Source organism: Marivita sp. (assembly GCF_051251565.1).
GTDB lineage: Bacteria > Pseudomonadota > Alphaproteobacteria > Rhodobacterales > Rhodobacteraceae > Marivita.
Genome location: NZ_JBPOFB010000001.1, coordinates 261,883 through 287,977 on the forward strand (window position 1 = coordinate 261,883; position 26,095 = coordinate 287,977).

The window sequence follows — 26,095 nt, forward strand, 5'->3', positions numbered from 1 at the left end:
GCCAGTCCAAGAACGGTCGTCACTCAGCGAACAACACGCAACTGTTGCGCGTCGGTCTCGCGCGGGATCAAGCGCAGGTCATAGGGATCGTCCGCTGACAACATCCGGTCCACCACCTGCCGCAGCAATTGGGCGCGTCCCTTTGCCGAATAAAAGCCTCCGGGGATCTGGCTCGTTTCCAGCAGGAATTGCCGGTAGACCGCATAGGCACTGGGGTCGGGCGGGATTGGATCGGCAAAGAAATCCGGCAACGCCTGATGCGACACCAGTGTTGGCTTGTCGTAAACGCTGGTCCCGAAACTGCGCACCGGCAGCCCGCGCCACAAGGCTTGATGGGCCGAGGTCGAGTTCACCGTCACCGCAGAGCGTGCGGATTGCAGCAGATAGGCAAGCTTGCCGCCGCGCACAAAATCAACGCGGTCCAAGACCCCGTGGGTCGCTGCACTGGTCCGAATGGCGGTTTCCAGGGGCGCACGCCCATCCTCAAGCGGATGCGCCTTGAACACCAGGCGGTGATGTGACGGGGCGCCTTTGGCAAAACCGTCAATCGTCATCTCGACAAATTCGGTCTGCGAGGCAAAGTCCGAAAACGCGCGAAAGCTGGCATCATGTTCCAGTTGCAGCAGCACCACATGATAGGGTCGGTCCCCGGTGCGAATCCGTCGCGTGGCCGCCCAACGTTCGATCATATGGCGCGGCCGCCGGATCAACCGCAGCACGTGCAGCCGGAATTCCTCGGCCACGCTTTGATCCCGGTGGGGGCGATATTGCGGAAAGGCCTGATTTCGGAACAGCACATGCCAATGGTAAAGCGCGCCATGCACCATATGCATCCGCAGATCACCCCACCTGTCCGGTGGCAAGGCAGGCGCATCTGCCGTGCGGGTCAAGGCGCGCGCCATCTGATCAATCGTGATCTGCATGAGCTTGGAATTGCCGTTGGACCCGTTCCGCTCATAGGTTGCCCAATAGGGTCGCAGGTAGCCTTCCTCGAACACATGCACCATGAGCCCGGCACCGCGCGCCACAGCGATCGCCTCTGCATGGTGCCGCCGCACATCGCCGTATAGGACAAGATCGGTCGCCCCGGTTTCGGTGATCCAAGCCGCGCACTGCTCCGGCCATGTGTCGCGTGTGCTCCGGAACGCCAGCAGCGTCTTGGGGTCCTGCCAGCCCGTGCCGTCGCCCGCGTTGAACGCCACCCGCCAGCAGGTTGCGCCGATGTCCCGCAGCCGGTCGGCCAACACGCTGAAAAACGGGCCATGCGGCCCTTGCAGGAACAGAAAGACACGCGCCGTGGCTGTGTCAGGCTTGACCGTTGTGTTTGGCATGGCAGCGCAGTATCCCTCAACCTGACAGGACGCTAGCACATCGCGCAGCGGTCTGAGAATGGCCATTGGCCAGATTTTGTGGACACGACGGCAAGAGGGGCAAGATCATGTTTACTGGCATCGTCACTGACATTGGAACGTTGCGCAGCCTCGAACGCCGGGGCGATCTGCGCGCGCGCATTGCAACGGGCTATGACACCGACAGTATCGACATCGGCGCGTCTATCGCGTGCAGTGGTGTATGCCTGACCGTGGTGCAGCTTGGCCCGGATTGGTTCGATGTCGAAATCAGCGCCGAAACCCTCGACAAAACCAATATCGGCGTGTGGGTTGAAGGCCAGACCATCAACCTCGAACGCGCGCTCAAGGTGGGTGACGAACTGGGCGGACATATTGTGTCCGGCCATGTCGATGGCCTCGCCGAGATCGTCGACATGCGTCCCGAAGGCGACAGCGTCCGCTACACGTTTGAGGCTCCGCGTGCCTTGGCTCGGTTCATCGCGTCCAAGGGATCGGTGGCGTTGGATGGGACGTCGTTGACCGTGAACGAAGTCGACGGCACCCGGTTTGGCGTGAACATCATCCCGCACACGCAAGAGGTCACGACCTGGGGTCAGTCCAAGGTGGGCGACACGGTCAATCTGGAAATTGACACGCTTGCCCGCTATGTTGCCCGCCTTGCCGAGATGCAGGGGTAAAGACCCCTAAGCTGCCGAACGCGGCAACGCGTTTGACGGTTTCAGTCACCTGAAACGATGCGCTGGCTCCATCGCCGCAACGGCCCGCCGCCCGATCTCCCAGCTCAGATAAATCCCGGCACCATAGGCGAGGACCAGAAACAGGACCGGCCCCCACACGGGTGCGCCCTGATAGACCGCGATCAAAAGCGGCGTACCGCTCAGGTTGCCAAGGTTGCCCATCTGCGCCAGCGCGCCATTGGCCAGCGCGCGGGACGGGCCATCAGCGTTGATCTGCGGCACCACCGCGAACCCGGCGCTTTGGACAAGGGCCATTGCGGCAAAGAGCAGCAGAACAGTCAGGGTCGTGAACCCCACAAGCAGGATGCCAACGGAAACCACTGCACACAGCCCAAAGCCCAAAACCACAACGGGACGTGCAGCGCGCCGCGACAGCACCGCAACACCGACCGTCAAAGCCACCGCGATCGAAACAAGCGGTGCCACGGTCGCCAACCATCCCGGTGCTGCACCCTGGGTCAACAAGGGTAACGCGGTCAGCACGGATACGAAGGTCAGCGTGTAACACAGCCACGCGAGCGCTGGCATGGCGATCCCCGGTGTCGCATAGGCCGTCAGGTGCCGGCGCACTATCGACAGGTGTGCCGAAGCGCGCGCCGTCTCGGACACAGCGGGCGGCAAAACCACCAGAACCGCGACGCAAGCCAGCGTCATCCAGACTCCATGCGCACCGAGCAGCATTGGCAACCCGCCCTGTGCCATCATCCAAGGTGCCACACCTGCCGTCACGGCAAAGGCGACGCCGAAAAACGTGCTCCAGAGTGTGAGAGCCGCAGGGCGGTAGCGGTCGGGGGTGGCTTCGGCGATCAGGGTGGGGGCCGCTACGACAATCAACAGATGCGACGCCCCCTCCAGAACCCGGCTGGCCAACAACCATGAAAAGGCGGGTAGGGTGGCCTGCCAAAACGACACCACCGCTCCAAGCGCAAGGGCGGCGACAAGCGCGCGCTTTGCTCCGATGCGCGACACAACGATCCCGGCCACCAACCCAAGGATCAGCCCAACAAGGCTGATCAGCGACACGGCCAGCCCGAGCACCGCGTCGCTTTGCGCGGCGTAGACTTCGGTCAGAGTGACGAAACTCACCGCCAGTTTGGAAAACTGTCCCGCCGCGCCAAGCCCTGCAAGATAAAGCGTCAGGGTCAACAAAAGCGGATGGGGCATGCGCATGAAACCGGACCTTTCGGGATTGCGCCGACCATCTGCGATCCGCGCAACACCCGCAATGAGGATCCGGCGTTTTTCTTTGTCCCTGCGCGGCTTATGTTGGGTGCATGATCCCTTTGCCACCTTCGCTTCAATCCTGGTTCGACACCCGCGGCTGGACCATCCATCCGCATCAGCGCGATATGCTGGCGCGCAAGGATGATCCGTGCCTGCTGCTCATCGCGCCCACCGGTGGCGGCAAGACGCTTGCCGGGTTTCTGCCGACACTGGTGGAACTGGCTGACACCCCCGGCGACGGGCTGCATACGCTCTATGTCAGCCCGCTCAAGGCGCTGGCCGCGGATATCAAGCGCAACCTGCGCACTCCGATTGACGAGGCGGGCCTGCCGATCCGGGTCGAGGACCGCACCGGCGACACGTCGCAACATGTCAAGAAACGCCAACGTGCCGATCCGCCGCATATCCTGCTGACCACACCGGAATCACTAGCCCTTCTGACAAGTTACGAAGACGCGCCGCGCATCTTCAAAGGCGTGCAGCGCGTGGTGATCGATGAAATCCACGCGCTGGCCGAATCCAAACGCGGCGATCAGCTCATGCTGGCGCTCGCCCGCTTGCAAGCGATGTGCCCCGATCTGCGCCGCGTCGGACTGTCGGCCACTGTCGAAGATCCCGCCGCAATCGCCCGTCTACTTGCCCGCCAGCCAGACCGGTGCGAGGTGCTGGTGGCCGATCCGGGGCCAGAGCCCGACATCTCCATGCTGGTCACAGACGAGGCCCCGCCATGGTCCGGCGGCGGCGCGAAATACAGCATTCCGGCGGTGCTGGAACAGGTCAAAGCACACAACACGACGCTGATCTTTCACAACACCCGCGCGCAGGCCGAGATCTTCTTTCACAATCTCTGGCTTGCCAATGAAGACGCGCTGCCCATCGGCATCCACCACGGGTCGCTTGACAGGGGGCAGCGCGAAAAAGTTGAAGCGGCGATGGTGCGCGGCGATCTGCGCGCAATCGTTTGTACGGGCAGCCTGGATCTGGGGATCGACTGGGGGGATGTGGATCTGGTGATCCAGATCGGCGCGCCGAAGAACGTCAAACGTCTGGTCCAGCGGATTGGCCGTGCCAACCACCGCTACAACGCGCCGTCCAAGGCGCTGCTGGTGCCTGCCAACCGGTTCGAAGTGGTCGAGTGCATCGCCGCGTTGGAGGCGGTCAAGGCGCATGATCTGGACGGCGAATGGCGAGGCCGTGGCCCGCGCGATGTGCTATGCCAGCACGTCCTGATTGCCGCCTGTTCCGGGCCGTTCGACGCCGACGCGCTTTATGTCGAGATGACCAGCGCCGGGGCCTATGCCGACCTGACCCGTGCCGAATTTGACGCTTGCCTGAACTTCTGTGCCACCGGCGGCTATGCCCTGCGCGCCTATGATCAGTGGCAGCGGCTCAGGCAATTGCCGGATGGCTGCTGGCATCTGCGCGACCCACGCTCGGCTGCGCGTATCCGGCAGAACATCGGCACCATTCAGGACACCGACACGCTCAAGGTCAAATGGCGCGGGCGCGGTGGTGCACCCTTGGGCGAGATCGAAGAAGGCTTTGCCGCCACCCTGACCAAAGGCGACACGTTCCTCATCGGGGGCCAGATCGTGCGCTACGAAGGGCTGCGCGAATTGACCGTCGAGGTGACGCGCGATCCGGGGCGCAAGCCGAAGATCGCCACATTCATGGGCACCAAATTCGCCACCTCTACCCAGTTGTCGAACCGCATCATCGCTATGTTTCAACAGGATGATTGGCCAGACCTGCCGCGCCACACCCGCGACTGGCTGCACATGCAGCGCCGGGTCAGCCGCCTGCCCGAACCGGGGCGGCTTTTGATCGAAAGTTTCCCGCATGACGGGCGCGAACAACTGGTGGCCTACGGCTTTGCCGGGCGCAACGCGATGCAGACGCTTGGGCTGCTATTGACCAAGCGGATGGAGGAGGAGGGGCTTGCCCCGATGGGGTTCGTCGCCACAGACTACGCCGTTCTGATCTGGGGGCTGGACGCGGTGATCGACCCCGCACCGCTGTTTGATCTGGCGGCTTTGGAGGCGGGGCTTGAAGGCTGGCTTGCCGGCAACGCGGTGATGAAACGCACCTTCCGGGCATCCGCCACCATCGCAGGGTTGATCGAGCGCAATCTGGGTGGTCAGCGCAAGACCGGGCGGCAGGCAACGATGTCGTCGGATATCCTCTATGATACGCTATTGAAATACGACCCCGACCACCTTCTGATGAAGATCACCCGCGAAGAAGCGATGCGCGGCCTGGTTGATTTCAGCCGTATCCGCGAGATGACCGAACGGGTTGGCGATCGGATTGATCTGTTACGGTTGGACCGGGTGACACCTTTGGCCGCGCCTTTGTTTCTTGAACCCGGACGCGTCCCAGTGCGTGGCATGGCCGATGAACGGTTGCTTGAGGAGGAGGTCACGCGCCTGATGGAAATTAGCGGTTTGGCGCAGGTTGAGACAAAGCCCTCCAAGCCGATGTGGCGGGTGCCGTATTGACGGCGTATCTCCGCTCGCGAAACCACAGTTATGCGTTGAACGGCATTTCCTTTTTGTGCAACCAACGCCTATGTTATAAAGTGCTTCGCGCAGTCTCATTGGTTTGTATGTCATTAAAGAAAGCTTCATTCGCTGAATATCTCCTGTCACACGAGGCCGACTCTGTGCAGATGTTCGCCGTCTTGGATGGCGCGCAATTCGATAACTTGCCCGCTGATTTAAGAGATGGGAATTTTGTTCGCCGTGCCTTGTATCTTGACCGTGGGAATAACGATCCGGATCAGGTGATTACAGCTCCCTACCTTATCACTTTGGATGAAACCGCAACTGAAAAGAAAGGCCCGCGGCGCTATCACGAGACGGTGGCAGATCTTCTGACTTTGCTCAGTGGTCGACCTGCAGCCGTTTTCTGGAAATGCCCAGATGGTGAAGAGACGTTATTCAAGCACCTGCGAGGCTTGAACATGGTCGAATACCCAAAACAAGCTCTTGAAGCCTCCGATGTTGATGACGCCGAGAAGATTGAAGACGACGATCCGGATTTAGTCTATTCTGAAGAAGGGTTGGAAAACCTGCGCAGGGCACAACTGGAAGATATGTCCGATGAAGCAACGGACGAGGCTGCGCAAGAGGACGGATCTTCTGACGCAGTGGCACAGTCTGCCACGGTCGATGTTGTAACCTTCCGGCATTCCGACGCCAATGTGATGGCGCAAATGCTCATGTGTATGTCTGAGGCTGAATTGGCGCGATTGTACGGACCGGCCTCTCTGATCGCGTTTCAAGCTGAGCCTGAATGGACAGGTGGTGGGCTTTTCACAGCCTCCGGCCGACCCGAGGTGTCCGGGAGCGTTCCGCGTGGAATGCTTGCGATATCAGTGCCAACAATCGAACGCCTCGATATGATTGGCGACGCGGCAGGTAAACAATCGGTGCTTGATTACCTGCACGAAGTCTCACCGGAATATTGCGAGGAAATGACGGAACAGCAGCTGATCGCGCTTGTTGAAACCTCGCGCGTAACCGGTGCCCAGATCGGATTTCGAACGCAATATGGGCTGGCGCTCTGGGCGTTCACTCTTTTGATCTCGGACATGGAGGCGCTCCGCGATGAAGACATTCAATCCGCCCTATCATCGCCTGAACACACACCAGATCGCAGTTTGGAAATGATGCTCGATCAAATGAAACTGTCTTTGTGAGGTAGTGCATGCCCGCACCTATCGCCATCGCAGCAGGCGCGCTTGCCAAGTGGGCGGCCAAGAAAGCCGCTGGATACGTCGCCAAAAAAGCAGCGAAGTACGCGGCGAAAAAGTCGGCACAACGTCTTGTGAAAAAGATGATTGATCAGGCAACCAAGAAGGGCAAAAAGAAGTTCGCGGATGCACTGGCCAAAAAGCGAAAAACATGTCCCAAATGCAAGCCGACGGATAAGCTTTGCAAAGAAGCTTTTGGAGGTCAGAAGTCCGTCACGCCGGGTCGATATCGCGGCGGTGCGCACGGAAGTCTGGGCGCGACAAGCGGCAAAGGCCCTCCGCCTCCGGGGTTCAAAGACCATATTGAACGCCACCATATGCCTGCGAATTCAGTCACAAGCAATTCGACGGGGCGCGGTCCTGCAATTCAAATGGACGCTAAAGATCATGCTTTAACTGGCAGCTATAAAAGTTCAACTTCGGCCAAGAACTATCGAAAAGAGCAAGGTCTACTCTTAGCTAACAAGCAGTTCGTGGCGGCTATGGCTATGGACATTTTTCAGATAAAAGCGATGTTCGGATCAAAGTACGACCAAGCCATCAAGGAAGCAATTGCTTATACAGCGTGCTTGGACGCAGTAAAGCTGGCAAGACGGAAAAAGAAGTGAGTACGTAAATATGCTGACATGGGATATCCGGCCAGGAGGTGGCGTAGGTCCAATAGAGTTCGGAATGACATCTTCGGATGTGCAACGAATTCTTGGCAAGCCCGAATTCTGCGACAACCCAGAGGTCCCTTTGGGAGGGCCCTATCCGGCGGATGAAAGGGTGACCGAATTTCGTATGTTCGACTACTCGAACGAAAGGTATCAGCCTGATGTCAGCTATTTCTCAAATGGGGTTGTATCACTCGACGTGTACACCCTGCATGAGACACTAACGCTACAGAATGTTGCGTTGTTTAAGAACACGCCGACTGTTTTGGCGGACATTCTCAAAGGCATGAGCAAGTCGTATGCGTTTGACGATAACTCTTACATTTTCCTCGACCTGAGTATTTCGATGAGCCTCGAGGATTGGGAGATTTCGAAATCGGTCAACATATTTGCTTCAGGAGAATTCGATGAATTCGTCGAAGAGGGCGTGGAAGATGGAACTCTGAATTGGGTCCGATACTGAAAGCTCGCACCCGCTCTGGCGGATGCCGCTCAGCAGGCCTTGGCCGCGACCCGATCAACGCGAAGAAACAGGAACCGAGTCTACACCTGAATGGCCCAGATCAGGGGGGGGCAAAATGAGTGTCGAAGTGCGCAGAAAAGCCATCCAAAAAAACGTGCCCCCGCAGGGACACGTTTGGTTTCAAGGGGTTACGTCACATCTCGATACGAGATTTCTTTGACGTCTTTACCCGTTTTCCCGCGCCGCACGATCAGCCGGTTCAGCGCGTGGATGTACGCTTTGGCGGATGCGACCACGGTGTCCGTATCTGCGGATTGACCTGTGGCAATCATCCCGTCTTCCTCAAGCCGGACGGAAACAGTGGCTTGCGCGTCGGTGCCTTCGGTAACCGCATGGACCTGATACAATTGCAGCCGCGCCTTGTTGGGATGCAGCAGGCGCACGGCTTTGAACGTTGCATCCACGGGACCGTCGCCATCGCAGGTGGCGCTGTGTTCCTTGCCGTCAATCTCCATCTCAAGCGTGGCTTCGGCCGGACCCGTGCCACAGGTGACATGCAGGTTCACAAGCTGCAACGCATCCGAGCCTTCGCTGGAGGCGCTGACCAGAGCAAGGATGTCGTCGTCGAACACTTCTTTCTTTCGGTCGGCCAGATCCTTGAACCGGACAAAAATATCCTTGAGCTGGTTGTCACCCACATCGACGCCCATGTCCTTGAGCTTGGCCCGCAAGGCGGCACGACCCGAATGTTTGCCAAGCGGCAAAGACGTACCGGACAGGCCCACATCTTCGGGGCGCATGATCTCGAATGTCTCGGCGTTCTTGAGCATCCCGTCCTGGTGGATGCCGCTTTCATGCGCAAAGGCGTTTTTGCCAACGATGGCCTTGTTGAACTGCACCGGAAAACCCGACACCGTCGCCACGCGGCGCGAGATGTGCATGATCTTCTTGGTATCCACGCCGGTGTGGAATGGCATGATGTCATTGCGCACCTTGAGAGCCATCACCACCTCTTCCAACGCGGTGTTGCCGGCGCGTTCACCAAGCCCGTTGATCGTACATTCGATCTGCCGCGCGCCCCCTTCGACAGCGGCCAGTGCGTTGGCCGTCGCCATGCCAAGGTCGTTGTGGCAATGGGTGGCAAAAATCACGTCTGCCGCACCGGGGACAGTTGCGATGAGGCGGCGGATCAGGTCAGCGCTTTCCACAGGCGCGGTATAGCCGACGGTATCGGGGATGTTGATGGTCGTGGCCCCTGCCTTGATCGCGATCTCGACCACACGGCACAGGTAGTCCCATTCGGTGCGGGTGGCATCCATCGGCGACCATTGCACGTTGTCGCACAGGTTGCGCGCGTGGCTGACCGTCTGTTCAATCCGTTCCGCCATTTCATCCATGGTGAGGTTCGGAATGGCACGGTGCAGCGGCGAGGTGCCGATGAACGTGTGGATGCGCGGTTGCCTGGCCTGTTTCACCGCGTCCCAGCAGCGGTCGATATCGGGCAGCTGCGCACGCGCCAGCCCGCAGATCACAGCGTCCTTGGAGCGCTGCGCGATCTCGCTCACAGCGCGGAAATCGCCTTCGGAGGCGATGGGAAATCCGGCTTCGATGATATCGACACCCATATCATCCAGAAGCTCTGCAATTTCGAGCTTTTCGTCATGGGTCATGGTCGCGCCGGGGGATTGTTCGCCGTCACGCAGGGTGGTGTCGAAAATCACCACGCGGTTGTTGTCTGTGTTGGTCATGTCCTGATCTTTCTTGTCTTGTCCAAATCCGTCGGCGCGGTGCTGCTATCCTCTGAGCGGTCGCGCCGGGACGGCCGCGCTCAGAGGCGGATTAGGAGAAGACGGGTGGCCAGCGCAAGAGGCGCGCAGGTGCGCGTCTGGATTGCGATATGGGCCAAGCGTGTCATGCAGAGAACTATACGCAGCAAAATCCGAAAGAAAACCCGTAGGATAAAAAAATGCGCGCCCTGTGTTTGGACGCGCATTTTTGTTGTTTGAATCTTTACCGGCGGGTCCGAGATTCTTCGTACGAAGAATCTTGGCCTGCTCCATAATATTCTAGAGATCGGGATAGATCGGGAAGCGGGCGCACATCTCGGCAACTTCGCTGCGGACCTTGTCTTCGACCGCGCTGTTGCCGTCTTCGCCGTTGGCGGCCAAGCCATCGGTCACTTCGATGATCCAATCCGCGATCTGGCGGAACTCGGCCTCGCCAAAGCCGCGGGTTGTGCCCGCCGGTGATCCAAGACGGATGCCCGATGTCACCATCGGCTTTTCGGGATCAAACGGCACGCCGTTTTTGTTGCAGGTGATATGCGCGCGACCCAGCGCCTTTTCGGTGGCGTTGCCCTTCACACCCTTGGGACGCAGATCAACAAGCACGACATGAGTGTCTGTACCATGCGTGACCGTATCCAGACCGCCCTTTATGAGCTGGTCCGACAGCGCTTGCGCGTTGCGGATGACGTTCTGCTGGTAGATCTTGAACGAGGGGTCCAGTGCTTCGCCAAAGGCCACGGCCTTGGCGGCGATCACATGCATCAGTGGGCCGCCCTGAATGCCGGGGAAAATGGCCGAATTGAACTTTTTCGCCAGCGCTTCGTCATTGGTGAGGATCATGCCGCCGCGCGGTCCGCGCAGGGTTTTATGCGTTGTGGTCGTTGCCACATGCGCATGCGGGAAGGGCGAGGGGTGTTCGCCTGCGGCCACCAGACCGGCGAAATGCGCCATGTCCACATGTAGCCATGCGCCCACCGAATCCGCGATCTCACGCATGCGTGCAAAGTCGATCTGGCGTGGAACGGCAGACCCACCTGCGATGATCAGCTTGGGCTGGTGTTCGGTCGCAAGCGCCTGAACCTGATCGTAATCAAGCAGGTTATCCGCTTCGCGTACGCCGTACTGGATGGCGTTGAACCATTTGCCGGACTGGTTTGGCGCAGCCCCGTGCGTCAGGTGGCCACCGGCATCAAGGCTCATTCCCAGAATGGTGTCGCCGGGTTTCAGCAGCGCGGTGAACACGCCCTGGTTGGCCTGCGATCCCGAGTTCGGCTGGACGTTGGCAAAGCCGCAATTGAACAGTTGGCAGGCGCGTTCAATGGCGAGGTTTTCGGCAACGTCCACAAACTGACAGCCCCCGTAATAGCGACGCCCCGGATACCCTTCGGCATATTTGTTGGTCATCACCGAGCCCTGCGCCTCCATCACGGCACGGCTGACGATGTTCTCAGAGGCGATCAGTTCGATCTCGTCACGCTGGCGGCCCAGCTCATCGGTGATCGACTTGAACAGGGCGGGATCACTGTCGGCCAGCGACTTGGTGAAAAAGCCGGGTGCGCGGTGCGGGGCGTTCATGGGCAGAGCCTCCTGGAAGGGGAATTTGGATTGGCGATTACGTATCTGAAATGTGGCAAAAGGCAAAGGTTGGAAAGCGACCAGATGCCACAAAGCCGCGCCATGGCTGGTGCGCAGCATGGGATTGTGGTTGTTTCCGAACATCACGACCCCGATAGGAACGGAATTCTCATGTCTTTGCGCATCGCCTTTGCCGCCAGTTCCGCACCGATTGCGCAATCCGCCAAGGCCGGGTTGACCCGCCTTTATGGCGATCACAACGAGGACGGCGCCGATGTGATCGTCGCTTTGGGCGGCGACGGGTTCATGTTGGCCACGCTGCACCGAACTCAGGATTTGCCCGCGCCGGTCTACGGGATGAACCGGGGCACGGTCGGGTTTCTGATGAACGAATATTCTGAACATGATCTTGAAGGGCGGCTGGAGCAGGCGCTGGAAGAGGTGATCAACCCGCTGTCCATGGTCGCGCTGACCAAAGATGGTAGCACTCAGCGCGCGCTTGCAATCAACGAGGTGTCGATGTTGCGTGCGGGGCCACAGGCGGCGCGGCTGCGGATCAGCGTGGATGGCAAGGTGCGGATGCCTGAACTGGTCTGCGATGGCGCGTTGCTGGCAACGCCTGCGGGGTCCACCGCCTATAACTACTCGGCGCACGGGCCGATTTTGCCCATCGGGTCGGATGTGCTGGCGCTCACCGCGATGGCGGCATTCCGGCCCCGGCGCTGGCGCGGGGCGCTCTTGCCCAAAACCGCGGAAGTCACGTTCGAGGTTCTGGACCCGGACAAGCGCCCGGTGATGGCCGAGGCCGACGCCCGCGCGGTGCGCGATGTGGTGCGGGTGGATATCCGGTCCGAGCCGTCGATTGCCCACCGGGTGCTGTTTGATCCCGGGCACGGGCTGGAGGAACGGCTGATCCGCGAACAGTTCGTCTAAGCCCGCGACGTGCCGTGAAACTGCCCATCTTGTGCCATGTCTGTCCGGTATCCCTTGACCGGGTTTAACGGCCAACGGATGGGTTTCGATGCGTATACTCCAGCTTTTGTTCAGCGCGGTGCTGATCTGCGCCCCAAGTCTCATCGCCGCGCAGGAGCGTGACCGATTGGACCATCGCTCAGAGCTGTTGGGCTGGGAAGGGGTTGGTCGGCTGGATACGGGGACAGGCACCTGCACCGGCACGCTGATCGCCAAGGACCTTGTTCTGACGGCGGCGCATTGTGTGGTGGATGATCGCAAGGAACACGTTTTGCCCAAGGGGGCAATGCGGTTCCATGCGGGGTTGGCGCATGATTTTACCGCCGCCACGCGGAGCGTCACCAAGATCGTTCTGGCGGAGGGCTATCTGAACGCAGCGAAGGTTTCTCTGACCGAACAGATCCGCACGGACCTTGCGGTGCTGCGCTTGGATCGTCCGATTTTCAGCACCGAGGCCGAGCCGTTCAAAGTGCGGTCCGGCGCGGTGCAGGCCGGGCCGGTGACGCTTGTATCCTATGGGCGCGGGCGCAACACGTCATTGCAGCGTGAATCCGGCTGCCGCCTAAAGGAAACCTATCGCGGAGGTGTCATGACCTTTGACTGCGATGTGACGTTTGGGTCGTCGGGCGCGCCGGTTTTTGTCAATGACCAAGGGCTTATGCGGATCGTGTCGGTGATCTCGATGATGTCCGATGCGCCGGGACGCGAAACAGAGGCGATTGGTATGTCCTTGCCAAATGTGGTGGACGCGATGTTGCGCGAAATGCGCAATGATGCGGCCCGTGCGCCCGTGAGTGCAGGGGCCAAGCGGGTGAGCGTTGGCCAGCGTTCTGGCGGCGCGCGGTTCGTGTCGGTGGACTAAGACGGACTGGTTTTGGAAACGCCGTGCACGCGGCTTCGAAGGCGCTTGGTTCTTCTGTGTTGCGCTCAACCGGGTAAAGGCAAGGCTGTGTCGTCCTTGACCTGATCCATGACGATCTGGCTGTGGACGCGCCCAATGGCAGGGTGGGCCAACAGCACGTCCTGCACCAGACGGTTGAGCGCTGACAGATCGGTGCAAAACACACGAAAGATGTAATCGGCATCCCCGGTCAACGTCCATGCGGCCACGATTTCGGGCTGCGTCGCCACCAAGCGTTTGATTGCGATATGTGTTCCCTTGGCATGGGCAAGCGTTTCAATCTGGATAAACGCCTGCACCGTCAGGCCCAGCTTGTCGGGATCGAGGCGGCATGGGGTACCCGTTATAAAACCTTCGGCCTCCAACCGTTGCCGGCGGCGGCTGATCTGCGAGGCGGACATGCCAAGATGATCTGCCAGGTCCTGCGCCGGGGTTTGGGCGTTGATCTGAAGGTGGGCAAGAAGCCGAATGTCTTTGGGATCAAGTTTGGTTATGCGTCAAGAATGCACCTTTCGTTACTTCAACGCAATTCCCGCGCGTTATTTTGAGGTTTTGCGCCTGAGTTTGAGCACCAATTGCACTGTCTATGCCCTATCCTGTGCGCAGATAGAGGAGGATGTTATGGGCCCGTTTCCACATGATGCGCCGAAAGCCACGATCACCGATGCAAACCCCGCCGGGACTGATGGGTTCGAATTTGTCGAATTTGCCCATCCTGATCCGGATGCGCTGCGCGATCTGTTTGGCAAGATGGGCTATACCCACACCGCCACGCACAAGACCAAACAGGTCGAGCTGTGGCAGCAGGGCGATATCACCTATATCCTGAACACCGAACCCGGCAGCCACGCCATGCGCTTTGTTGACGAACATGGACCCTGTGCACCGTCCATGGGCTGGCGGGTGGTCGATGCGCAGCACGCCTTTGCCCATGCGGTGCGTCAGGGGGCGACGCCGTATGAGGGCGACGACAAGGTGATGGACGTGCCTGCGATTGTCGGGATCGGTGGGTCGCTGATCTATTTCATCGACCAGTATTATGGACAGAACCCCTATAACGCAGAATTCGATTGGGTGGCGACTGCCAATCCCGAAGGTGTCGGTTTCCACTATCTTGATCACCTGACACACAATGTGCATCGCGGGAACATGGACATCTGGTTCGGTTTTTATAGCAAGATCTTTGCGTTCAAAGAGATCCGGTTCTTTGATATAGAAGGCAAGTTCACCGGGCTTCTGAGCCGCGCGTTGACCTCGCCCTGTGGGCGTATCCGCATCCCGATCAACGAGGACCGGGGCGAGACTGGACAGATTGTCGAATACCTCAAGCGCTACAAGGGCGAAGGCATTCAGCATATCGCGGTAGGCGCGCGCGATATCTACGACTCAGTGGACGAGATCGCGTCGCGGGGCGTGCGGTTCATGCCCGCGCCGCCGGATGCCTATTACGACCTAAGCAAGACGCGGGTGGTCGGTCATGAAGAACCGATTGACCGGATGAAGACACATGGCATCCTGATTGACGGCGAAGGGGTGGTCGGCGGTGGCGAAACACGCATCCTGTTGCAGATCTTCTCAAAAACCGTGATTGGGCCGATTTTCTTTGAATTCATTCAGCGCAAAGGCGATGACGGGTTCGGCGAGGGCAATTTCAAGGCATTGTTCGAGAGCATCGAGGCAGACCAGATCGCGCGCGGTGTTCTCAAGGCAAGCTAAGGGCGCGGTCAAAGGGCCCGCCTTTCGCGGGTGGGCCCTTGTCCCTTGTGGCGTTCAGCCGGTGATGAACGGCTCGGGTGCGCCATACGCGTTTTCACCGGGATCGCTGGGCCGGGTGTAGAAATAGATCAGGATCAGCAGGCCCAGAAATGGGATCAACGCCAAGAGCAGGAACCACCCGGATTTGCCGATATCGTGCATCCGGCGCACGCCTATGGCGATGTTGGGCACGAGGAAGACAAGACTGATCAGCAAAGACAGCGGTGTTGCGCCTGGGGCCAGCCCAATAAGCGTGGCAATCACCACGCGGTCGATGATTTGTGCGGCGACGACGATCAGAAAGATTGCAAGGACATACCACCAGAATTCGGGACGTGACGCGCGCCCCGAGATCGTGGCGTATTTGGAAAGACCTTTTTGAAATGCAGCAGTGACTATGGACATGGAAAACGCTCCGTACAATGGACAAACACAGCCGCATTGATCGTCGTTTCCAGTGGTCTGTCAAATGCTGTCTTGCGCCTTGGCCTGATCCCGGCCCCACAGCGCTGTGGTCAACTTGGATCGCGCCAGCGGTTCACGATGGGATAGCGGCGGTCCAGCCAGAAGGCCCGTTTGGACAGGCGCGGGCCGGGCGCGGACTGAAAGCGTTTGTACTCGCTGATATAAAGCAGGTTTTCGATCCGCTTGGCCTCGGTGCGGTCATACCCGGCGGCGACGCAATCCGCGATTGATCCGTCTTCATCGACAAGAATGTTCAGGATGCCGTCCAGCACGGGATAATTCGGCAATGAATCGCTGTCTTTTTGATCAGCGCGCAATTCGGCAGATGGGGGCTTGGTGATGATCCGATCGGGGATCACGTCGCCCTCGGGCCCGATCATCCAGTCGCAGTGATGTGTATTGCGCCAGCGACAGGCGTCGAACACGCGGGTTTTATACATGTCCTTGATCGGATTATAGCCTCCGGCCATATCGCCATAGATCGTCGCATAGCCCACCGCGACTTCGGATTTGTTGCCGGTGGTCAAAAGCATTTCACCGAATTTGTTCGACAGCCCCATGAGCAGCAGGCCCCGGATGCGGGACTGGATGTTTTCTTCGGTCAGGTCCGGTTGGGTGCCTTCAAAAAGCGGAGCCAGCGTATCTGTGACCGCGTTACGGGTTTTACCAATTGGTAAAAAATCGTAGCGACAGCCAAGGTTTTCGGCCACAGCCTTGGCGTCGTCCAATGACTCTTGCGATGTGTATTCCGATGGCAGCATCACGCAACGCACATTGTCTGCGCCAATCGCATCGACGGCGATGGTGGCGACGATGGCGGAATCGATACCACCGGACAGGCCGAGAAGCACCTTCTTGAACCCGGTCTTGGCCATGTAGTCGCGCAGTGCGGTGACCATGACGCGGTAGTCCTGTTCCATTGCGTCGGGCTGCGGGGTGAATTCACCATCACGTGCGCGCCAGCCTGTGTCCGTGCGCTCCAGGTCGACATGGCTGATCACCTCGTCGAACGCCGCGAGCTGCACTGCAGGCACGCCGCCGGGATTGAGAACAAACGACCCGCCATCAAAGACCTGATCGTCCTGACCGCCCACCATGTTGAGGTAGATCAGCGGTAGACCGCTTTCGATCACGCGGGCGACCATGTGGTTGAGACGGGTTTCGAACTTGTCGCGGAAATAGGGCGAGCCGTTGGGCACAAGGATGAATTCAGCGCCACTTTCCTCCAACGCCTCGACCACGTCAGGATACCACGCGTCTTCGCAGATCGGCATGCCGATACGCACGCCGTTGATCGCCACTGGCCCTTGCATCATGTCGCGCGAGAACAGGCGCACTTCGTCGAAGACGTTGAAATTCGGCAGGAAATACTTGTGCACCACGGACGCGATCTTGCCGCCCTGAAGCGTGAAGTAGCTGTTGTGCAGCTTGAGGTCTTCGCCCACGCAGGGCGCGCCGATACAAAGTGCGGGGCCGTCCGTGCAGGCCAGCGCCAGCGCGTCCAGTTCGGTTTGCGCGGCGGCGATGAAGGCGGGTTTGATGATCAGGTCTTGCGCTTGGTAGCCGGTCAGGAACATCTCGGGCAGGGCCACAAGGTCGGCCCCTGCGGCTTTGCCGGCGTCCCACGCGGCGCGTGCCTTGGCGGCGTTGCCGGCAAGGTCACCCACGGTGGGGTTCAATTGCGCCAGAGTGATGCGAAACCGGTCCGACATGGGGCGGTCCTTCTTTTCCCGATATCGCCGGTGACATAGCAGAACCCCGCGCGAGGGAAAGCACCTTGTCGGATAAGACATTGTCTGACGCGGCGGGCTCGCTTAGGTTTCGGGAAACGGGCGCTTGCGCTGGACATGAGTGGGACAGCAGACAAATGAGATCGGGTATTACAGGCATTCTGGGCGCAGCAACCGCGCTGGGCATCGCCTTGGCGGTACAGACGCAGGCACAGGACGGTGACATTCAGACCAAGCAATATGATGATGGCGGGGTCTACGAAGGCACGTTCCAGAACGGGTTGCAGCATGGCACGGGCACATATCGCCTTCCCAATGGTTACGAATACACGGGCGATTGGGTCGATGGCGAAATCCGGGGAAACGGAGTTGCTCGGTTTCCAAACGGATCGGTTTATGAAGGTCAGTTCGTCAAGGGCAAACCCGAGGGGATCGGCAAGATCGTTTTTGCGGACGGATCGACCTATGAGGGGTCATGGCTTGACGGCAAGATCACCGGCCAAGGTGTGGCGCTCTATGCCAACGGCGTGCGCTACGAAGGCAGCTTCCGCAACGCGCTGCATCACGGGCGCGGGACGATGCAAAGCCCAGGTGGCTATGTCTACGAAGGGGATTGGGTCAACGGCGTCAAGGAGGGCAACGGCTCTATCACTTATCCTGACGGATCGGTCTACGAAGGCCGTGTGGCCGATGGCGACCGCGACGGGCAGGGCACGCTGACCATGCCGGATGGATTGGTCTATGACGGGATGTGGAAAGACGGCCAGATCGACGGGATGGGTCGGTTGACCCAGTCCAATGGCGATGTCTACGAAGGTGAGCTTGTCGCCGGGCGGCGCGAAGGGCAGGGCAAGGTCAGCTATACCAATGGCGACATCTACGAGGGGACGTTCAAGGACGATCTTCGGCAGGGTCAGGGCATCTTTGTCGGTACAGACGGTTACCGCTATGAAGGCGAATGGGTTGCCGGGCAGATCGAGGGTCTGGGCAAGGTCAGCTACCCCGACGGATCGGTCTATGAGGGTCAGTTCCGGGGCGATCTGGCGAATGGCGAGGGCAAGATCACCTACCCCGATGGTTCGACCTATGAGGGTGCGTGGGTTGACGGGGTGATCGAGGGCAAGGGCCGCGCGGTCTATGCCAATGGGTTGGTCTATGAGGGCGACTTCAAAAATGCGCGCAACCACGGGGTGGGCGTGATGACCTACCCTGACGGCTACAAGTATCAGGGCGAATGGCAGGACGGGCAGCGCCACGGACAGGGCACCGCCACTTATACCGATGGCACCGTCTATGTCGGACAATTTGAGAACGGCCAGCGTCAGGGGCAGGGTGAGATCGTCATGGCGGACGGGTTCACCTATGTCGGTGAATGGCGCGCTGGCGAGATCAGCGGGCAGGGCACCGCGACTTATGCCAATGGTGATGTCTACGAGGGCATGTTTCTTGACGGCAAGCGCCAAGGTACCGGGACCATGCGCTATGCTTCGGGCGAGGAAACGAAGGGTGAGTGGGTCAACGGGGCGCTTTCGGACGGGTAGCGCGCGGGTTTGCAAATCTGGCCAACTGGGTTTGCAAACATTTCAGGGTTTATTCCCACCAGCGGTCCACCTGGGCAATCTCGTCGTCGGTCCAGCCGAAGTGATGTGCGATTTCATGGATGACGATATGGGTCACCAGATCCTTGAGCGTCACCGATTTGCGGTCGCGCCATTCAGCGAGGATCGGTTCCGCATAAAGCCAGACCTGATCGGGAAAGGGAGTCGGATCGCCTGCTGACTTCTCGGTCACCGGGATGCCGTCATAAAGACCGGTCAGTTCCAGCGGGTCGTCGATCTCAAGCTCGGCCAGAAGGTCTTTGGGCGGCCAGTCAGTGACCTGAAGCAACACGTCCTGGCACAGGTCGCGGAACGGCAAAGGCAGCCCGGTCAGGGCTGCCTCGGCGTAGCGGGTGATGTCGTCGATATCGTCTTGTGCGGTCATGCGCGTATCAGCACCGCGCATGCAGACGGCGTCAAGCCAAGATCAGAGCAAGAGCTGATAACTGTGCGGCACGTAGTGGAACCCGTCACCGCGCGTGTCGACATAACCGACACCGGGGAACGGCATATGGTAGCCAATGAACGGCACCTTGTCGGTGGCCAGCATCCCCAGCACGTTGCGCCGCGACGCGGCGGCTGCGGCTTTGTCCATGTCAAAGCGGACTTCCCAATCGGGGTGGGCCAGCGACCAGACATAATGGTTGGCGAGGTCGGCAAAGATCAAAAGCTGCTGGTCATTGCTGTCGAGCATGTAGGTCATGTGACCCGGCGTGTGGCCAAACGCGGCCATGGCGGTGATGCCGGATGTGACGCTGCCGCCATCGGCGAGAAAGCTCATCTTCTCTGCCAGCGGTGTGACATTGTTGGCAAAGCCTTCGTTGTCGGTGCCGGACCAATGGTCAAACTCCGCTTGTCCGGTGATGTAGGCGGCGTTGGCAAAGGTCTCGGCCCCGTCGGTCATCAGTCCGCCGATGTGATCGCCGTGCATGTGGGTCAACACCACATGGTTCACTGCGTCTGCGGAATAGCCCGCCATCTCGACTGCCTGCGCTGTGGCCGCGCCATCAAGGCCGGTATCGAACAGGATCAGCTCTGACCCGGTGTTGATCAGCGTGGGGGTGAAAAAGAACTGCGCCTTGTCGGTGGGAATGTTCGCTTCGCTGGACACGGCGGCAAAGCTGTCGGCCTCGACATTCATACCGAAGATGGTTTGCGGGTCATCCACCGTGCGGCTGCCGACGAGCAAGGTTGTGACCTCAAAATCGCCAACGCCAAAGCGGTTGACGCGGGGGATCTGTGCGCCCTGCATGTGGCCAGCAGCACTGGCTTTGGTGATGCCAAGACCAGCTGCCATTGGAATGGCTGCGACCCCGGCCAGCATTGTGCGACGTGACATTGATAGTTCAGACATTGTGGACTCTCTCCTGATGCGCTGGTGTCGAATGTAGTAGTATATTTGTCATAAGCTTGTGCTCTCACACCTTCGTGACTGTGCGGGGATGCACGGCATTGGTGCGCGGCTTTCTGGACAAAACCATCCCGGTATGGGAAAGCGCGACGCAACAGGAGATGCATCCCATGACCACCACCCGCTTCGCGCCGTCGCCCACCGGTTATATTCATGTTGGCAATCTGCGCACTGCCTTGTTCAACCACCTGATCGCCCGCAAGTCGGGGGGGACGTTCATTCTGCGGATCGACGACACCGACCCGGAACGGTCGAAGGAAGAATATGTCGATGCGATCAAGCGCGATCTGGAATGGCTGGGCCTGACATGGGACCGGGTGGAGCGGCAATCCGAGCGTCTTGAGCAGTATCACGCAGCGGCCGATCAACTGCGCGGTTTGGGGCGGTTCTACGAGGCGTTCGAGACGCCCACGGAGCTGGACCTCAAGCGCAAAAAGCAACTCAATATGGGTAAGCCGCCGGTTTATGACCGCGCAGCTCTTGCACTGTCAGCTGACGCTCAGGCCAAGCTGCGGGCCGAACGGGGCGACGGCGTGTGGCGGTTCCAGCTGGATCAGGAACGGATCGAGTGGACCGACGGTATCTTGGGCGACATTTCCATTGATGCGGCCAGTGTCAGCGACCCTGTCCTTATCCGGGCTGATGGGCAGATCCTGTATACGCTGGCATCCGTGGTGGATGACACGGAAATGGGTGTGACCAACGTGGTGCGCGGATCGGATCACGTGACCAACACCGCGACGCAGATCCAGATCATCCGCGCGCTGGGCGGGACGGTGCCGTCCTTTGCGCACCATTCGCTGTTGACCGGGCCGCAGGGGGAATCGCTGTCCAAGCGTCTTGGCACGCTGGCGCTGCGCGATCTGCGCGAGCAGGGTGTTGAGCCAGAGGCGCTTTTGAGCCTGATGGCGCGGCTTGGATCATCGCAGCCGGTGGAATTGCGCATGACTCTGGACGAGATCGCGGACGGGTTTGACCTGAGCCAGTTTGGATCGGCCCCGACCAAGTTCGATTTCGAAGACCTGTTTCCGCTTACCGCGCGCAAGCTGCACGCGATGGAATACGGCGCTATGAAGAATGATTTGACCGCACTGGGCGTCCCTGAAGACAAGGCCGAGGCGTTCTGGACTGTCGCGCGCGAAAACATCACCACGCGACGGGACATCGCGCCGTGGTGGGACCTGTGTTCCAATGGGGCCGAACCGATGGTCGCGGAGGAGGACGCAGAGTTCATCGCGCAGGCCATGGCACTGTTGCCCGAAGGCCCGCTTGGACCGGATGCCTGGAGCAGCTGGACGAACGCGGTGAAAGAGGCGACCGGCCGCAAGGGGAAGAGCCTGTTCATGCCGCTGCGCAAGGCGCTGACCGGGCAGGAACGCGGGCCGGAAATGGCCGATCTGTTGCCACTGTTGCAGACCATTCCCGCACGGAAACTTGCGAAAGGTTAAGTCTCATTCGCCATTTGGTGCAGCGTTTTGACAGCGTCCGGGTCGTCGATCTGACGGTCGATGGCCCCAAGCGCGGCATCGCGGGTTTTTTCGGCGGCTAGTGCGAGGTCGGACCAGTCGCTTTGGCTTAGCCGGTTGGCCGACTTGAGCATCTGCGCTATGACATCAAACCGATTGCCGCCATCTTGGATCAGGCTGGCAAAGCCGTCTTGCAGCAGATCATCTGCCGTGATCGTGCCGATGATCACCCGGTCGAACCGGGGCTTGGTGTTGCGATCTTCGGCGCACATCTGTTGTCCAAGGATCCAAAGGATGCGTTCGATCCGGTGGATCACGTCAATGGCGGTGCCGGGGTCGTTGACGCCGGGCGACAGCGCGCGCGAGGCCACTTCAGACAGGATCACAAGGCCGAACCGGGCGTCCTGTTCGACAGTGCGCTCATCACCGATTGTGAAGTTCTCGATCAGGCTTTCGGGCGGGCAGTCACCCTCAAGATAGGCAAGGGGTGCGCCCTTCAAGACCCAGCTTCCCGGTGGCCTGAGCACCCAGAGGGTTGCGTCTGCGTTGGCAAGCTGGGCGTTGAGCTCGGTCAGGCTGATGAATTGCACATAGCCGGCGATTGGCGAGAGAAGCGGTGTTGCGTCCCTTGGTGCGCGCGGCGCATCGCTTGCAGCCCGTGCGCCGAGGTTCGGAGTTTTCGCCATCCGTTCGAGCGGCCGCGCGGCGGCAGATTCAACCAGCGTCAATGTGTGATGCAGGCTGCCCAATTGACTGAGATGCGCAATCCAGCGCAGGATGGCCACAACGATCAGGCCGATGCAGACAAGGGTCATTGCAAAGACGATCACGGCTGCCGATTTGCCGTAGAACCCAGCGCGGAACATGACGATTGAGGTCAGGGAAAACAGAAACGCGCCGACAAAGACGGACATCACGTTGAGCGTGGTCATGTCCTGCATCAAAAGCCGGTAGACGCGCGGTGTTGCCTGACCGGCGGCAGAGCGGAAGGCCTGCACCATGATACCGAGCGAAAACGTGGTCACGGCCAGCATTGACGACGCCAGAATGCTCAGGATCGGCAAGACCGCGTCTTGCGTAAAGCGATCGGTCAGATAGGCGGGCACCGTCTGGTCGAGCAGCGGCGCGATCAAGGCGATCAGCAGTGCGGCGCTGCCAAAGGCCGAGATCCGAATACCCGGACGTCGCCACAACCGCGTCATCCAAAGCCATATCCGTTCTCGCATCAGGCAAAAACCTTGGCGCGGACTGTCAGCAGCATATCATCTACCAAATTGCGGTCCGCATCGGTCAGGACTTGTGCGCGTGGATAAAGTGAGATTGCGCGGTCGTTGCGCACGGGGGTGTCCCAGCCTTGGGTGGTTTGCAGGAACCGCTGCACGCCGTCTGTGCCGAATTCGCTTAGATATCCCTGAAGCACAGCATCGACATAGCTGAGCAGGATTGGATGGTCCCGGTCAGGCGGTGCGGCATCCTGTGTCGGGATCGCATAGACCGAGATGTCGCGCACATCGGGGGCAGCGTGGTGCACCGCGTCGGTCACGCCAAGGCGCTGGTACGAGAATTCGCGCGCGTCCAGGGCGACCCAATCGTTGTTTGGCACCGGTGCAATCACGCCGTCCAGAACGCTGTCCTTGTCCGCAATGATCGACAGAAAGGCGGCGGGCCGGTTCGGGGCGCGCTGCCAGATGCGCCGCCAGCCGCTGAGCACAGACCGGTGGATCGGCGTGAACGCGTGGGTGTTGCGGTTGACCAAGGAGCCGTAGCCAAAGAAATGCGGATGTTTCACGACGCGCTCTGCTTCATGTCGGTTGATGTATATCAAAGACAACTTTGCACGAATGGCTAGCCTTGGCCAACCGATGTAAAAGGATGCCCGCTTTGCGTGTCACCAAACGAACCAACATCGCAATGCGTGTTCTCATGTTTTGCGCCGCCAACACGGGCCGTCTTGTCACCAAGGCCGAGATTGCCGTGCGCTGCAACGCGTCCGAAAATCATCTGGCTCAAGTGATCAATCAATTGGCGCAGCTTGGCTATCTGCGCACGCAGCGGGGCCGCAATGGCGGGCTTGAACTGGGGCGGTCAGCCAAGGATATCCGCATTGGCGATGTTTTTCGTATCCTCGAAGCGCCAGTGCCGCTGGCCGAATGCTTTGCCGATGTGGACAACACCTGTCCGTTGAAAGAGGCCTGCCTGTTGCGCACGGCGCTGACCGACGCGGTCGAGGCATTTTACCAGTCGCTTGATCCGATCACATTGGAGGCGCTGGTCTGCACGAATGCCGACCTTTTGGACATTCTGAACCCCGAGCGGGCCTGTGCGGCACGCGAGGCTGCGCTTGCGATTTGAGCGGTTTTTGACCCCTTGAGGCCGGTTTGAAAACGGTCTACCACTGCACATATCCACGATGGGAGAACCGGTCAGACCGGTGCCGAAGGAGCAACCGCCCCCGGAAACTCTCAGGCCAAAGGACCGTCGCGGACATAGACTCTGGAGAGATCCCGGCCAAGACCGGGGCGCCGAAGGGATAACGATCTCAGGCCAAAGGACAGAGGGGGCATAGGACAAACGTGCTTTGGCGCGGTTTGGAATATGCCGGTTGTCGTCAGATGCATCCGGTTGGAAACGAAGGGATGCTGGGTGACCGACCTCAAACGCACGCCGCTATACGATCTGCACGTTTCGCTGGGCGCGAAGATGGTGCCGTTTGCGGGCTACGAGATGCCCGTTCAATACAAGCTTGGCGTGATGAAGGAACACCTGCACTGCCGGGCTGCTGCGGGGTTGTTCGATGTGAGCCATATGGGGCAGGTTATCCTGCGTTCTGATGATCCAGAACGGGCTCGGGCGGCGTTGGAGCGGCTGATTCCACAAGATGTGCTGGGACTGGCCGAGGGGCGTCAGCGTTACGGGTTTTTCACCAATGACGCGGGCGGGATCGAGGATGATCTGATGTTTGCCAATCGCGGGGATCACCTGTTTGTGGTGGTCAACGCGGCCTGTAAAGAGGCTGATGTGGCCCGGATGCGTGCGGCGCTGGAGCCGGAGGTGACTGTAAAGCTTTTGGAAAATCGCGCACTTTTGGCATTGCAGGGGCCAAAGGCCGAAGTCGTGCTGGCCGCGCATCACCCGGCGGTGGCCAAGATGCGCTTCATGGACGTGGCGACGGTGCCTTTGGCCGGGGCTGAATGCTGGGTCTCGCGGTCGGGCTACACCGGGGAAGACGGATATGAGATATCCGTCCCTGTGGCAGCCGCCACAGAGGTGGCAGACGCCTTGCTGGCGCACGAAGATGTTGAGGCGATCGGGCTGGGCGCGAGGGATTCGCTGCGGCTTGAGGCGGGATTGTGCCTGTATGGGCATGACATCGACGCGGAAACGTCTCCGGTTGAAGCGGCGCTGACCTGGGGCATTCAAAAGGTGCGCCGGTCTGGTGGCTTGCGCGCAGGTGGATTTCCTGGGGCCGCGCGTATCCTGAAAGAGATAACGGAGGGTGCGACGCCAAAGCGAGTCGGATTGCAGCCCGAGGGGCGCGCCCCGATGCGTGAGGGCACAGTGCTTTTTGCCAGCGAGACGGCAGCTGAGCCCGTAGGGGTGGTGACATCGGGTGGCTTTGGCCCCACCGTCAACGCTCCGGTGGCAATGGGCTATGTCCATGCCGACAATGCCGATGTTGGCGCTGCGCTTTTTGGCGAAGTCCGTGGTAAACGGCTTCCTGTTACGGTTGCATCGCTGCCCTTTGTGGCGGCAGGGTTCAAACGCTAATCACACCATGAGGAACTTATGAAATTTACCGAAGAACATGAATGGCTGCGCGTCGAAGGCGACGAAGTGGTTGTGGGCATCACGGCGCATGCCGCCGAGCAATTGGGAGATGTGGTGTTCATCGAACTGCCCGACGAAGGCTCCACCGTCAGCAAGGATGACGAGATCGTCGTGATCGAATCCGTCAAGGCGGCGTCCGATATCCTTGCCCCGCTGGATGGCGAGATCACCGAGGTGAACGAGGTGTTGGTCGCGGAGCCCACCAAGGTCAATGAAGACCCGGAAGGTGAGGCGTGGTTCTTCAAGATGAAGATCGAGGACATGTCGGCGCTGGACGACATGATGGACGAGGCCGAATACAAGAAATTCATCGGCTGACGCAGGTGGGTGGGCAGATCTTGCCCACCCAACGCACTGCCCCGGCAGCGTGTCAGGTGGCACCTGTCGTTTTGGCATATTTTGAAAAAGAAGAAGCAAGGGG

The 26,095-nt window shown here is 59.8% G+C and carries 24 protein-coding genes and 2 riboswitches; of the genes, 13 read left to right on the forward strand and 11 right to left on the reverse strand.

The annotated features are described in order from the left end of the window. Positions 1-23 precede the first annotated feature (23 nt). Complete coding sequence (locus ACSHXH_RS01250) at positions 24-1,331, reverse strand: capsule biosynthesis protein (RefSeq protein WP_435669930.1); 1,308 nt, start codon at positions 1,329-1,331, stop codon at positions 24-26. 107 nt (positions 1,332-1,438) lie between these two features. Here ACSHXH_RS01250 and ACSHXH_RS01255 point away from each other — a divergent pair, with 107 nt between their 5' ends. After that, positions 1,439-2,029: a riboflavin synthase gene (locus ACSHXH_RS01255; protein ID WP_435669931.1), complete on the forward strand. Its 591-nt coding sequence runs from the start codon at positions 1,439-1,441 to the stop codon at positions 2,027-2,029. Positions 2,030-2,074: 45 nt separating this feature from the next. On the opposite strand, the gene ACSHXH_RS01260 is transcribed toward ACSHXH_RS01255, so the two are convergent. Next, positions 2,075-3,259 (reverse strand): MFS transporter, encoded by a 1,185-nt coding sequence (locus ACSHXH_RS01260; protein WP_435669932.1) that lies wholly within the window; start codon positions 3,257-3,259, stop codon positions 2,075-2,077. A 104-nt stretch (positions 3,260-3,363) separates the two neighbouring features. Here ACSHXH_RS01260 and ACSHXH_RS01265 point away from each other — a divergent pair, with 104 nt between their 5' ends. The 4 genes from ACSHXH_RS01265 (at position 3,364) to ACSHXH_RS01280 (ending at position 8,186) form a co-directional block, all read left to right on the forward strand. Next, entirely contained in the window at positions 3,364-5,811 is a 2,448-nt protein-coding gene (locus tag ACSHXH_RS01265; RefSeq protein ID WP_435669933.1) for a ligase-associated DNA damage response DEXH box helicase, read from the forward strand. 107 nt (positions 5,812-5,918) lie between these two features. Further along, entirely contained in the window at positions 5,919-7,013 is a 1,095-nt protein-coding gene (locus ACSHXH_RS01270) for a DUF4123 domain-containing protein (RefSeq protein ID WP_435669934.1), read from the forward strand. A gap of 8 nt (positions 7,014-7,021) precedes the next feature. Then, a complete protein-coding gene (locus ACSHXH_RS01275; protein ID WP_435669935.1) occupies positions 7,022-7,675 on the forward strand; it encodes a hypothetical protein in 654 nt (217 codons plus the stop codon). A 64-nt stretch (positions 7,676-7,739) separates the two neighbouring features. Continuing rightward, on the forward strand, positions 7,740-8,186 hold the full coding sequence (locus ACSHXH_RS01280; RefSeq protein WP_435669936.1) for a hypothetical protein: 447 nt from the start codon (positions 7,740-7,742) through the stop codon (positions 8,184-8,186). 188 nt (positions 8,187-8,374) lie between these two features. Here ACSHXH_RS01280 and ACSHXH_RS01285 read toward each other — a convergent pair whose 3' ends face one another. Together ACSHXH_RS01285 and glyA are read right to left on the reverse strand one after the other, a co-directional pair. Further along, positions 8,375-9,934 carry a 2-isopropylmalate synthase gene (locus ACSHXH_RS01285; RefSeq protein WP_435669937.1) on the reverse strand — a complete coding sequence of 520 codons (1,560 nt, stop codon included), beginning with the start codon at positions 9,932-9,934 and terminating at the stop codon, positions 8,375-8,377. A 318-nt stretch (positions 9,935-10,252) separates the two neighbouring features. Further along, complete coding sequence (gene glyA, locus ACSHXH_RS01290) at positions 10,253-11,548, reverse strand: serine hydroxymethyltransferase (RefSeq protein WP_435669938.1); 1,296 nt, start codon at positions 11,546-11,548, stop codon at positions 10,253-10,255. Between the two features lie 171 nt (positions 11,549-11,719). Here glyA and ACSHXH_RS01295 point away from each other — a divergent pair, with 171 nt between their 5' ends. Beyond that, entirely contained in the window at positions 11,720-12,481 is a 762-nt protein-coding gene (locus tag ACSHXH_RS01295; RefSeq protein ID WP_435670177.1) for an NAD kinase, read from the forward strand. Positions 12,482-12,569: 88 nt separating this feature from the next. Further along, positions 12,570-13,382 carry a trypsin-like serine peptidase gene (locus tag ACSHXH_RS01300; RefSeq protein ID WP_435669939.1) on the forward strand — a complete coding sequence of 271 codons (813 nt, stop codon included), beginning with the start codon at positions 12,570-12,572 and terminating at the stop codon, positions 13,380-13,382. Between the two features lie 65 nt (positions 13,383-13,447). On the opposite strand, the gene ACSHXH_RS01305 is transcribed toward ACSHXH_RS01300, so the two are convergent. Further along, positions 13,448-13,915 carry an Lrp/AsnC family transcriptional regulator gene (locus ACSHXH_RS01305; RefSeq protein WP_435670178.1) on the reverse strand — a complete coding sequence of 156 codons (468 nt, stop codon included), beginning with the start codon at positions 13,913-13,915 and terminating at the stop codon, positions 13,448-13,450. Between the two features lie 127 nt (positions 13,916-14,042). On the opposite strand from ACSHXH_RS01305, the gene hppD reads away from it, so the two are divergent. Further along, positions 14,043-15,137, forward strand: a complete 1,095-nt coding sequence (hppD, locus tag ACSHXH_RS01310) for a 4-hydroxyphenylpyruvate dioxygenase (protein WP_435669940.1) — start codon at positions 14,043-14,045, stop codon at positions 15,135-15,137. A 54-nt stretch (positions 15,138-15,191) separates the two neighbouring features. On the opposite strand, the gene ACSHXH_RS01315 is transcribed toward hppD, so the two are convergent. Together ACSHXH_RS01315 and ACSHXH_RS01320 are read right to left on the reverse strand one after the other, a co-directional pair. Further along, positions 15,192-15,581 carry a DUF805 domain-containing protein gene (locus tag ACSHXH_RS01315; protein ID WP_435669941.1) on the reverse strand — a complete coding sequence of 130 codons (390 nt, stop codon included), beginning with the start codon at positions 15,579-15,581 and terminating at the stop codon, positions 15,192-15,194. Between the two features lie 110 nt (positions 15,582-15,691). Beyond that, the gene (locus tag ACSHXH_RS01320; protein WP_435669942.1) at positions 15,692-17,353 is read right to left on the reverse strand and encodes an NAD+ synthase; all 1,662 of its coding nucleotides are present in this window, start codon (positions 17,351-17,353) and stop codon (positions 15,692-15,694) included. A gap of 155 nt (positions 17,354-17,508) precedes the next feature. Between ACSHXH_RS01320 and ACSHXH_RS01325 the strand changes: the two genes are divergently transcribed. Continuing rightward, positions 17,509-18,912: an MORN repeat-containing protein gene (locus ACSHXH_RS01325; protein ID WP_435669943.1), complete on the forward strand. Its 1,404-nt coding sequence runs from the start codon at positions 17,509-17,511 to the stop codon at positions 18,910-18,912. Positions 18,913-18,961: 49 nt separating this feature from the next. Here ACSHXH_RS01325 and ACSHXH_RS01330 read toward each other — a convergent pair whose 3' ends face one another. Both ACSHXH_RS01330 and ACSHXH_RS01335 read right to left on the reverse strand, forming a co-directional pair. Then, positions 18,962-19,354: a metallopeptidase family protein gene (locus ACSHXH_RS01330; protein WP_435669944.1), complete on the reverse strand. Its 393-nt coding sequence runs from the start codon at positions 19,352-19,354 to the stop codon at positions 18,962-18,964. A 42-nt stretch (positions 19,355-19,396) separates the two neighbouring features. Continuing rightward, positions 19,397-20,308, reverse strand: a complete 912-nt coding sequence (locus tag ACSHXH_RS01335) for an MBL fold metallo-hydrolase (protein WP_435669945.1) — start codon at positions 20,306-20,308, stop codon at positions 19,397-19,399. A 182-nt stretch (positions 20,309-20,490) separates the two neighbouring features. Here ACSHXH_RS01335 and gltX point away from each other — a divergent pair, with 182 nt between their 5' ends. Next, a complete protein-coding gene (gene gltX, locus ACSHXH_RS01340) occupies positions 20,491-21,828 on the forward strand; it encodes a glutamate--tRNA ligase (RefSeq protein ID WP_435669946.1) in 1,338 nt (445 codons plus the stop codon). Here gltX and ACSHXH_RS01345 read toward each other — a convergent pair. Both ACSHXH_RS01345 and ACSHXH_RS01350 read right to left on the reverse strand, forming a co-directional pair. Further along, positions 21,825-23,072, reverse strand: coding sequence for a DUF2254 domain-containing protein (locus ACSHXH_RS01345; protein ID WP_435669947.1), 1,248 nt, complete (start codon positions 23,070-23,072; stop codon positions 21,825-21,827). The genes gltX and ACSHXH_RS01345 overlap by 4 nt on opposite strands. Further along, a complete protein-coding gene (locus ACSHXH_RS01350; RefSeq protein WP_435669948.1) occupies positions 23,072-23,635 on the reverse strand; it encodes a gamma-glutamylcyclotransferase family protein in 564 nt (187 codons plus the stop codon). The genes ACSHXH_RS01345 and ACSHXH_RS01350 overlap by 1 nt, the downstream gene beginning before the upstream one ends. A 92-nt stretch (positions 23,636-23,727) precedes the next feature. On the opposite strand from ACSHXH_RS01350, the gene ACSHXH_RS01355 reads away from it, so the two are divergent. The 3 genes from ACSHXH_RS01355 to gcvH all read left to right on the forward strand — a co-directional run bounded on the left by ACSHXH_RS01355 (position 23,728) and on the right by gcvH (position 25,992). Then, positions 23,728-24,198, forward strand: coding sequence for an RrF2 family transcriptional regulator (locus ACSHXH_RS01355; RefSeq protein ID WP_435669949.1), 471 nt, complete (start codon positions 23,728-23,730; stop codon positions 24,196-24,198). Positions 24,199-24,247: 49 nt separating this feature from the next. After that, positions 24,248-24,334, forward strand: a riboswitch (glycine riboswitch). 3 nt (positions 24,335-24,337) lie between these two features. After that, positions 24,338-24,403: riboswitch (glycine riboswitch) on the forward strand. An 86-nt stretch (positions 24,404-24,489) separates the two neighbouring features. After that, positions 24,490-25,614 carry a glycine cleavage system aminomethyltransferase GcvT gene (gcvT, locus tag ACSHXH_RS01360; protein WP_435669950.1) on the forward strand — a complete coding sequence of 375 codons (1,125 nt, stop codon included), beginning with the start codon at positions 24,490-24,492 and terminating at the stop codon, positions 25,612-25,614. Positions 25,615-25,632: 18 nt separating this feature from the next. After that, positions 25,633-25,992 (forward strand): glycine cleavage system protein GcvH, encoded by a 360-nt coding sequence (gene gcvH, locus ACSHXH_RS01365; RefSeq protein ID WP_435669951.1) that lies wholly within the window; start codon positions 25,633-25,635, stop codon positions 25,990-25,992. Positions 25,993-26,095: the final 103 nt, after the last annotated feature.